This window comes from Cupriavidus phytohabitans (assembly GCF_000426345.1).
In the GTDB taxonomy this organism is placed as follows: Bacteria; Pseudomonadota; Gammaproteobacteria; order Burkholderiales; family Burkholderiaceae; genus Cupriavidus.
Map to the genome: position 1 here is coordinate 1 of NZ_AUFE01000123.1, position 8,702 is coordinate 8,702.

The following is an 8,702-nucleotide window of genomic DNA, read 5'->3' on the forward strand; positions in this document are numbered from 1 at the left end:
AGGCCACGGTCTTGGGCGCCACCGTCGCCGTCGAGGCAAAGCGCTGACCGAGGTGGCCGCGCAGGTACCACACCACGCCGCCTACGCGCTGCAACTGCGGCACGTACACGTTGAGGTACATCCGGTCGATGCACTCGCTTTCGAGCACGACGTGGTCGCGTAGAACATCGCACACACTGTGTGGTACCGTCATGTCTGGCTCCGGTCGTCCACGGGGTCTTCGGACCCCATTGAGCTTCGAGCTCGTACATCGCTGGGCTTGTCCCAGCCGGCTCGACCGGAGCCACCTTACCCCCTCAGCGCTCCGCAGTCACCCGTACTACTCGTCGGTCTGAGGCAGAGCCTCGTTAGCCTTGCGCTTTGTCTTTTCCGATGGCTGTCATGTCGCGCCCCGTCTTCGCCGCCCCCGCCTGGCTGCCCAGCCTCGCCTTCGTGCTGGTCTGGTCCACCGGCTTCATCGTCGGCAAGGCCATCGTGCCCCTGGCCGATACCAGCCTGTTCCTGCTGGCGCGCTTTGCCGTGGCCGGGCTGATGTTCGTGGCATGGACGCTGGCCGCCGGCGCGGCCTGGCCGCCGCTGCGCGACGCGCCACGCCACCTGCTGGCCGGCGCGCTGATGCAGGGCGTCTACCTCTGTGCCGGCTACGGCGCCGTGGCGCAAGGCCTGCCGCCGGCGATCATGGCGCTGCTGGGCGCGCTGCAGCCACTGCTGACCGCGCTGCTTGCCATTCCACTGCTCAAAGAGCTACCTTCCAGGCGGACCTGGCAGGGCCTGGCGCTGGGTGCACTGGGCGTTGCGCTGGTCGTGGCGCCGGCGATGCAGGCCGGTGTGCAGCCGGTTTCGCCGTGGATCGTGCTGCTGGGCGTTCTGGCCATTGTTTCGATCACCATGGGAACCCTGTTGCAAAAATCCGCCATCGCCACCTCCGACCTGCGCGCCAGCTCGGCGTGGCAGAACCTGGGCGCCATGCTGGTGGCCGGCGTCATGGTCGCTGCCATGCTCGCGACCGGGGGCGCCGGCGCGCCGCTGCACTGGGAAGGCGGCATGTTGCTGTGGGCCGCGCTGGCGTGGGCCGGCCTCGGGCTGTCTGGCGGCGGCACGTGGCTGCTGGTCGGCCTGGTGCGGCGCGGGCAGGCGGCCAATGCCGCGGCGCTGATGTTCCTGGCGCCGCCGCTGGCGGCGGCGCAGGCATGGTTGCTGTTCGGCCAGGGACTGGGTGCGGTGCAGGCGCTTGGCATGGCGGTGGCCGGCGCGGGCGTATGGCTGTGCCAGAGCCAGGGCAGGCAGCGGCATGCCGAAGCGCGCTGAAGCCCCTGCCCCGCTGGTCGAGCACCGCCGCTACCGCGACCAGCCCGACGGCCACCAGCACCGCTACCACCAGTTGCTGTTCGGGCTGGCGGGCGCGACCGAACTGGAGATCGATGGCCATGTCTACCGCGTCGACGCGCGCACCGGGCTGATCGTGCCGGCCGGCAGCCACCATGAGTTCCTGGGCTTCGACGGCAACCTGCAGCTGGTCGCGGACTTCCCGGCGCAGTCGGTAGCGCTGCCGGCACGGCTGATGGCACGCCCCCGCACCTTTGCGCTGGACGGTGCCTTTGGCAGCCGGGTCCGCGCCCTGGCCGCGTGGCGCGCCGCCGCGGCCGCGCGCGGGCCGCATACCGACTGGCAGCTTGCCGCGACGCTGGCCGCGGCACTGGCCGAGAGCCTGGGCATGCCGGCCGACCAGCATGTCTTCCCGCTGATGGCCGTCGATGCCTACCTGCGCGCCAACCTGTCCGAGCCGTTGCGGGTGGCCGAGGTGGCCGGGCATTTCGGCTGGAGCGTGCGCCGCTTCCAGACCCTCTTTGCCGAGGCCTTCGGCGATACGCCGCACCGGTACCAGACCCGGCTGCGTCTGGACCGGGCGGTGCGGCTGCTGTCGCAGACCACACTGCCACTGGCTGAGATCGCGCTGGCGTCAGGCTATCCGGACCACCTTTACGCGCAGCTTTACGCGGCGCTTCGGGCAACCGCCCGGCGCATGGCGCGCGGCCGCCTTGTCCGGTCGACGGCGCTGAACGGCGCACGGGACCGCTACCTTCGCGGCGACCGGCACCACTGGCGCCACTGGCACCACTGGCGCTACTGCCCGCTCATCTTCCCGCGGAATTCTTCGGCCGTGCCGATCTGCCGGAACAATGGCCCGCCCGGTGCGAACTTGTCCGCGCTGGCCAGCGGCCCCACCACCACCGGCTCAAACCCGGCATCGCGCACCAGCTGCGCCGCCACCTGCAGCGCCGCTTCGTCGTCACCGGCAATCGGCACGGCGATCAGGCCGCCGGACCGGTGATGCAAATTGGCGAAATTGGTCGCGCCCATGAAGTTGAACGCCCTCACCACGCGGGCCCCGCGCAGGTATTTCGCCGTGGTGATGCCAATGCCGTTACGCTGCGCCTCATCGGCAATCGCGCCGTCGCGCTGGACAATGGCATTGGTGGCATCCAGCACGATCTTGCCCGACCACGCCCCGGCATTCTCCTGGCTGAGTTGCGGCAAGGCGTGGTAAGGAGTGGCGAGGAACAGCACCTCGGCAAAGGCGATTGCCTCGGCGACCGTGCCCGCCCGCGCGAGCGGGCCGAGGCCGTCGACCAGCGGCTTGAGCGCTTCAGGATGCCGCGACGAGAACAGGACCGGATGCCCCGCCTTGACCCAGAGTCCGCCGACGGTGCCACCAATGCGCCCGGAGCCGATCACGCCGATGCGCGCCGGGCCCGCGTTCGCGGCGGCGGCGGCCGTTCGCCCGGCGCACGCGCTCAACGGCGCAACGCTCAATGCCAGCAGGGCCAGCGCCCCCGCTCGCAGCATGCGGCGCCGTTCGGGGCCGAAGACGTTGGCCGGCTCTTGCATCATGCACTCCCAGGATGATTGCTTGCCAGCGCGCCCCCTGCGCAGGATCTCCTGCCGCACGCCGGCCGCCCAAGGAACTCTAGGCGAAAAAATGGCTTACCGGGCAATCGCCCTTGGCACTGCCTGCGCGCTGGACTAGATTAGGTAGCATTTGCGCCACGCCAAGAAGTCTCCGTCACAGCCGACCGCGCGATGCGGCGCGAGAGGGGAACCCCCAATGGCCTACGCCCGACGCCGCGCCCGCCGGTCCCGGCATGTGCCAGGGATGAGCCTTGAACTCGGCTTGCGCCAGCGGCTTGGGCGGCTGACGTTGCGCGCCGGCTACAGCTACACGCAAGCGACCTTCCAGGCGGAAGGCCAGCTGCAATCGCCGTTCGCCGCGCCGGTGGGGGTGCATCCGGGCACGCGCATGGCAGGCATTGCGCTGCACAGCTTCAGGCTCGGCGCCGACTGGCGCGCAACCGCGGCCGTCAGCGTAGGCGGCGACATGATCGTGTCGTCATCGCGGCCGGTGGCGGGCAACGAGGATGATGCACTCAGCGCGCAAGACCCGGGCCTGGCCCGCACCGCTGGCTACCTGCTGCTGAACCTGCGCGCCAGCTGGCAGTTCTCGCCGCGCTGGCAGCGCTACGGACGCATCGACAACGTATTCGATCGCCGCTACGAGACCTACGGGCAGTCGGCTACAACCTGTTTCCAGGCGGCACGCTGCTGCAGCCGGGTGCCGCCGTACCCGTCGAGCGCTTTGTCGCACCCGGCGCGCCGCGGCTGCTCCTGGTCGGCGTGCGCTATGAATGGGACGGGCGTTGAATCGGACGCCGGTCAACCGAGCAAGGAGAAAGCGCCATGCCTACGCATCGTTTACGCCGTACGCAATGCATGCTGGCCGCTGCCGTACTGGCGCTGGCGTGCCCGATCTCTGCCCGCGCGGCGCAGGCCTACGTTTCGACCGAAGGCGGCGGCATCGCCGTCATCGACCTGGACCGGCTTGAAGCCGTCGCCAGCCTTCCGGCCGGCGGCAAGGGGCCGCGCGGACTCGGCGTGACCGCCGATGGCAAATACCTGCTGGCGGCCAACCGGGACACGGGCGACGTGTCGGTGATCGACCTGAGCACCGGCCAGCCGGTCCGGCGCGTGCCGATCGGACAGAACCCGGAATTCGTGCGCGTGGCCGGCAACCAGGCCTTCGTCACGTTCGAACCGGGCGAGCGCTCCGGCCCGCCCGGCGCCACGCCGGCAGCTCCCGCAAAGACCAAAGGCAATGACGATAAGTCCCTGCCGGCCGAAATCGCCGTGATCGACCTGAAAGACTGGCGTGTGAGCCGCACGATCCGCAGCGGGCTGGAAACCGAAGGGATCGAGTTCTCGCACGACGGCAGGCTGATGCTGGTGACCAACGAAGGCGACGACACCGTCACCGTCTACGAGACGGCCAGCGGCAGGCAAGTGAAGTTGCTGCCGATGCCGGCCGGCTCGCGGCCGCGCGGGATCAAGGCGAGCCCCGACGGCACCCGCTACGTGGTGACACTGGAAACCGCCAATGCGTTCGTGGTGGTCGACGCCACGGACTTGCGCGTGCAGCGCACCGTGCCGACGCGCACCGGTCCCTACGGCGTGGCGTTCGATCGCGCCGGCGCGCGGCTGTTCGTCGCCGCGTCGCGCGCCGACACCCTGCAGGTGTTCGATGCGCAGACCTTCGCGCCACTGGCCGAGATTCCGGTCGGCAAGCGCTGCTGGCATTTCAGCTTTACGCCGGACGATGCACGGCTGCTGGTGGCCTGCGGTCGCTCCAATGCGGTCTATGTCTTCGACGCGCGCACCTACCAGCCGGTGAAGCACTTCGACGGGCTGCCGCTAAGCTGGGGCATCGTGACCTTTCCGAAGAGCGTGGGTTCGATCGATTCGCCGTAGGCGGCGCGGCATTACTTCGCCGGCGCCGCCGCGGTCTGGCTGCCCGACAGGATGGACATCACGCTCTTCGCGCCTGCCTGCTCCGCAATCTCGCGCGCCGTCAGCCCGCGGTCATCGCGCAACGAGGCATCGGCGCCGCGCGCAAGCAGCAGTTGCACGACCTCGCCCTTGTCATAGCCGGCAGCCCACATCAGTGCCGTCAGGCCATGCGCATAGCGTGCGTTGCTGTCGACGCCGGCATCGAGCAACTGCTTCACCACCACCGTGCGGCCCTCTCCCGATGCATAGATCATGGCGGTCTTGCTGACGCGGTCGGTGGCGTTGAGTTCGGCATGTCGCGCCAGCAGCATCGCGGTGATGTCCTGGTACCCGCCAAACGCCGCCGCCATCAGCGGCGTCACGCCTTGCAGGTTTGCCTGGCTGACATTGGCGCCGCGTTCGACCAGCGTGCGCGCCATGCCGGTCAGGCCGCGCTTGGACGCAGTCATCAGGGGCGTGTCGCCGATCCGGTTGCGCGCGTCCACCGCAGCGCCCTGCTCCAGCGCAGCCCGCACGCCGGCCTCGTCGCCGGCGCGCGCCGAAGCCAGCAGGCGCGCGTTCACGCTGATGTCGCCTTGCGCAAGTACGTTGCCGGCGAACAGGCCGAACGCGCACAGGCACGCCACTGGAATCCTTCGCAGATCACGACTCATTTCCGGCCCCTCCCATGACACCCCGGCGCGGCACATCGCGCAACGCAGGTTTCGCCTTGCGCGGCCGTTCCCGGCCTGCGCCGGTGCCCGCCCGCTAAGTCTGGTGCGCGGGAAGCACAAATTCAAGCACGCCCTGCATGCTGCAAGGCGCCGACGGGAGCGGCCGGCATGTCGGTTGCTTTGCAAGGGTTCTTGCCTATACTGCACTTCACCTCGGGCCACTACGACGCGCGGCGCAGCCGCCTTTTCGTCGCCTCGATACGCATCGGCTCCTGCCGGCTTGCGCGTTTCGCTCCCCAGCGGCCAGGTCGAAAGAAGATCGAATAAGGAGCGCCCCATGCTCTCACTCCCTCGCCTCTCCAGGCATGCCCTCCCTCTGCTGTTCCTTGCCCTGCACGCATCCGCGGCATTCGCTGCCGGGGAAATCCAGGGCGGCGCGACCACATCCGCCGCGCCGATGTCCAGTGCGCTGCGCCCCGTCACGCAAGGCCAGCTGGATGCCGCGGGCACCAATGGCAACGACTGGCTGCACTCCAACGGTTCGTACTTCCAGACGCGCTATTACCCGGCGACGCAGATCAACACGAAGAACGTTGCCAGACTGCGGCCCGCCTTCGTCTTCCAGACGGCAGTGATGGAATCGATGGAAACCGCGCCGATCGTCGTCAACGGCGTCATGTTCCTGACGACTTCCCACAACCATGTCTATGCCATCGACGCGGTGACGGGCAAGGAGTTCTGGCACTACAAGCACAAGATGGGGCCGGTCACCACGTTCTGCTGCGGGCCGAACAACCGGGGCGTGGCGATCAGCGGCGATCGGCTCTACATGGGCACGCTCGACGCCAAGCTGGTCGCGCTCGATGCCAAGACCGGCAAGCTGCTGTGGGAGACGCAGATTGCGGATCCTGAACTCGGCTACTCCGAAACCATGGCGCCGGTCGTCATCGACGACAAGGTCCTGATCGGCACCAATGGCGGCGAATACGGCATCCGTGGCTTCCTGAAGGCGTTCAGCGCCACGGACGGCAAGCTGCTCTGGACCTTCCACACCATCCCGGAGAAGGGCCACGAAGGCGTGTGGGCCACCAGGGACGCCACCGGCCGCGACATGAAGCGCGACATCGCCGCCGAGAAGAAGATGCTGGCCGACAAGGGCGGCGACTTCTACAAGACGCTTGGCGGCGGCGTGTGGATGGCCCCGGCCGTCGACCGCGCCAGCAACCTGGCGATCTTCCTGGTGGGCAATCCGTCGCCAGACCTGTACGGGGCGATCCGTCCCGGAGACAACCTGTACACCGACTCGCTGGTCGCGGTCGACCTGAACACCGGCGCCTACAAGTGGCACCTGCAATATATCGCCCATGACGTGTGGGACCTGGATGCGGCCAGCCCGGCGATCCTGGTCGACGTGCGCGACGAAAAAGGACAGTTGATCCCGGGCGTCATCCACGGCGGCAAGACCGGGCACGTCTATGTGCACGACCGCCGCGACGGCCGCCTGATCCGCTACTCGCAGGCGATGATCCCGCAGGAGAACATGTGGACGCTCCCCACCCCGCAAGGCGCGCGCATGCTGCCGGGCGCGAACGGCGGCGTGGAGTGGTCGCCCATGGCATTCAACCCGAAGACGCGCCTTGCCTATGCCGCCAACCTGCATCAGCCGATGACGTACCAGGTGGAAGACGTACCCTATCCAGGCGGCAAGCTGTGGCTGGGCGGCGCGTTCAAGGTCATCCCGGGCGAGCAGCAGTGGGGCAAGCTGTCGGCGGTCAATATCGATAGCGGCAAGGTGGCGTGGGACTACAAGACCGAGCAGCCGCTGATCGGCGGCGTGCTGGCGACGGCCGGCGGGCTGGTCTTTACTGGCGAGGGCAACGGCCTGTTCAAGGCGTTCGATGCGGCCAACGGCAAGCTGCTGTGGCAGTTCCAGTGCGGCGCCGGCGTGAATTCTCCACCGGTGTCCTATACCGTCGGCGGCAAGCAGTACATTGCCGTGGCAGCTGGCGGCAACACCCAGCTGGACTTCAAGCGCGGCAACAGCATTTTTGTCTTCGCGGTGCAATAGGACCATAGACACGCAATCGGAAATGCCGGGCACGCCGATCCATCCGCGCCGCAATCCGGCGGCGCGGGCCGCCGTGGCGACAGCCGTCGTGGCTGCGCTGCTGGCACTGCCGGGCGCAAGCAGCAATGCCCGCGCCGATGCCGCCGCCGGGCAGGCCAAGGCACAGGTATGCGTAGCCTGCCACGGCGCGCAGGGCAATTCCACCGATCCCGCTTATCCGCAGCTGGCGGGGCAGACCGCGCGCTACCTCTACCTGCAACTGCGTGACTTCAAGGAAGGGCGGCGTAGCGACCCAGCCATGTCGCCCATGGCCGCTCCGTTGTCGCGAGAGGACATGCTGGACCTGTCCGACTACTTCGCCGCGCAGAAGCCGATCGCGTCGACCTACAAGGTCGATGCCGCGCGTGTCGCGGCCGGGCGCAGCAAGGCGGAGGAAGTGCTTTGCACGATGTGCCATCTCGGCGGATTCGCCGGCCAGAATGAAATCCCACGGGTGGCCGGCCAGCAGTACGCGTATATCGTCAAGCAGCTGGAGGATTTCCGCGCCCGCAGGCGTACCAACGACGCGGGCAATATGACCAGCGTCTCGCGCAACCTGAGCGACGACGATATCAAGAATCTGGCCAACTACATTACCGGCCTGAATTAGGCCGCGATATATATCCCGCCACTGGGCACGGCGCCCGGCCAGGTGCCGTGCAGCGCACCGGCATGACGTTGCGACGCAAGCGTCGATTTCATCACATACAGCAATGTTTTCTGAATTTCATTAGGAATTCAGCAACAAATGCCCTCGTTATCTCATTAGTCCGGCCTGCAGAATGTTGAAGGGTAAGGCGCAGCAAGGCGTCGGAAGAATTGTGCTGCGTGCAGAACTCCCAGATCGAATAGGAATCTGATTTAAATCCTGGGAGATTTGAGGGCCTTGCTGATGAGCACACCGGACTTCTTTCGCAGCCGCTTGGACGGGATGATTGATCTACGGCATCCGCTCGCAGTGCTGGCGACCCGGATGCCATGGAACAACATTGAGGCGGCCCTGGCGCCGGTGCTTGCGCGCAAGGGGAAGGATGGACGCACTGTGGTCGGCGAGGACTTGTTTGGTCCGACACTGGCAGTGGCCGGTGCCGGCGTCAGTGCCG

Annotated in this window: 6 protein-coding genes and 4 pseudogenes; 7 read left to right on the forward strand and 3 right to left on the reverse strand. The window is 67.7% G+C overall.

All coding sequences use genetic code 11. From position 1 onward, the window contains the following. Window positions 1-193: pseudogene (locus tag K309_RS40935) on the reverse strand (hypothetical protein); the annotation flags it as partial. Between the two features lie 188 nt (window positions 194-381). On the opposite strand from K309_RS40935, the gene K309_RS0132670 reads away from it, so the two are divergent. Beyond that, window positions 382-1,308, forward strand: coding sequence for a DMT family transporter (locus K309_RS0132670; protein ID WP_029050193.1), 927 nt, complete (start codon window positions 382-384; stop codon window positions 1,306-1,308). Continuing rightward, window positions 1,292-2,060: pseudogene (locus K309_RS38370) on the forward strand (helix-turn-helix domain-containing protein). Before K309_RS0132670 ends, K309_RS38370 begins: the two are co-directional and overlap by 17 nt. Window positions 2,061-2,124: 64 nt before the next feature. On the opposite strand, the gene K309_RS0132680 reads toward K309_RS38370, so the two are convergent. Next, entirely contained in the window at window positions 2,125-2,889 is a 765-nt protein-coding gene (locus tag K309_RS0132680; protein WP_084402663.1) for an NADPH-dependent F420 reductase, read from the reverse strand. A gap of 265 nt (window positions 2,890-3,154) precedes the next feature. Here K309_RS0132680 and K309_RS40940 point away from each other — a divergent pair. Together K309_RS40940 and K309_RS0132690 are read left to right on the forward strand one after the other, a co-directional pair. Continuing rightward, window positions 3,155-3,478: pseudogene (locus K309_RS40940) on the forward strand (TonB-dependent receptor); the annotation flags it as partial. A 257-nt stretch (window positions 3,479-3,735) separates the two neighbouring features. Next, window positions 3,736-4,800, forward strand: a complete 1,065-nt coding sequence (locus tag K309_RS0132690; RefSeq protein WP_029050196.1) for a YVTN family beta-propeller repeat protein — start codon at window positions 3,736-3,738, stop codon at window positions 4,798-4,800. A gap of 11 nt (window positions 4,801-4,811) precedes the next feature. On the opposite strand, the gene K309_RS0132695 is transcribed toward K309_RS0132690, so the two are convergent. Beyond that, complete coding sequence (locus K309_RS0132695; RefSeq protein ID WP_029050197.1) at window positions 4,812-5,492, reverse strand: ankyrin repeat domain-containing protein; 681 nt, start codon at window positions 5,490-5,492, stop codon at window positions 4,812-4,814. Window positions 5,493-5,829: 337 nt separating this feature from the next. Between K309_RS0132695 and K309_RS0132700 the strand changes: the two genes are divergently transcribed. The 3 genes and pseudogenes from K309_RS0132700 to K309_RS40945 form a co-directional block, all read left to right on the forward strand. After that, complete coding sequence (locus tag K309_RS0132700; protein ID WP_029050198.1) at window positions 5,830-7,560, forward strand: pyrroloquinoline quinone-dependent dehydrogenase; 1,731 nt, start codon at window positions 5,830-5,832, stop codon at window positions 7,558-7,560. Window positions 7,561-7,582: 22 nt separating this feature from the next. After that, complete coding sequence (locus K309_RS0132705) at window positions 7,583-8,209, forward strand: c-type cytochrome (protein ID WP_029050199.1); 627 nt, start codon at window positions 7,583-7,585, stop codon at window positions 8,207-8,209. A 282-nt stretch (window positions 8,210-8,491) separates the two neighbouring features. After that, window positions 8,492-8,702: pseudogene (locus K309_RS40945) on the forward strand (IS5/IS1182 family transposase); the annotation flags it as partial.

Excerpts from the sequence above, each read along its gene's own strand:
- K309_RS0132705 (WP_029050199.1), top strand. The coding sequence starts at position 7,583 with ATGCCGGGCACGCCGATCCATCCGCGCCGCAATCCGGCGGCGCGGGCC.
- K309_RS0132670 (WP_029050193.1), top strand. The coding sequence starts at position 382 with ATGTCGCGCCCCGTCTTCGCCGCCCCCGCCTGGCTGCCCAGCCTCGCC.
- K309_RS0132680 (WP_084402663.1), bottom strand. The coding sequence starts at position 2,889 with ATGCAAGAGCCGGCCAACGTCTTCGGCCCCGAACGGCGCCGCATGCTG.
- K309_RS0132695 (WP_029050197.1), bottom strand. The coding sequence starts at position 5,492 with ATGAGTCGTGATCTGCGAAGGATTCCAGTGGCGTGCCTGTGCGCGTTC.
- K309_RS0132700 (WP_029050198.1), top strand. The coding sequence starts at position 5,830 with ATGCTCTCACTCCCTCGCCTCTCCAGGCATGCCCTCCCTCTGCTGTTC.
- K309_RS0132690 (WP_029050196.1), top strand. The coding sequence starts at position 3,736 with ATGCCTACGCATCGTTTACGCCGTACGCAATGCATGCTGGCCGCTGCC.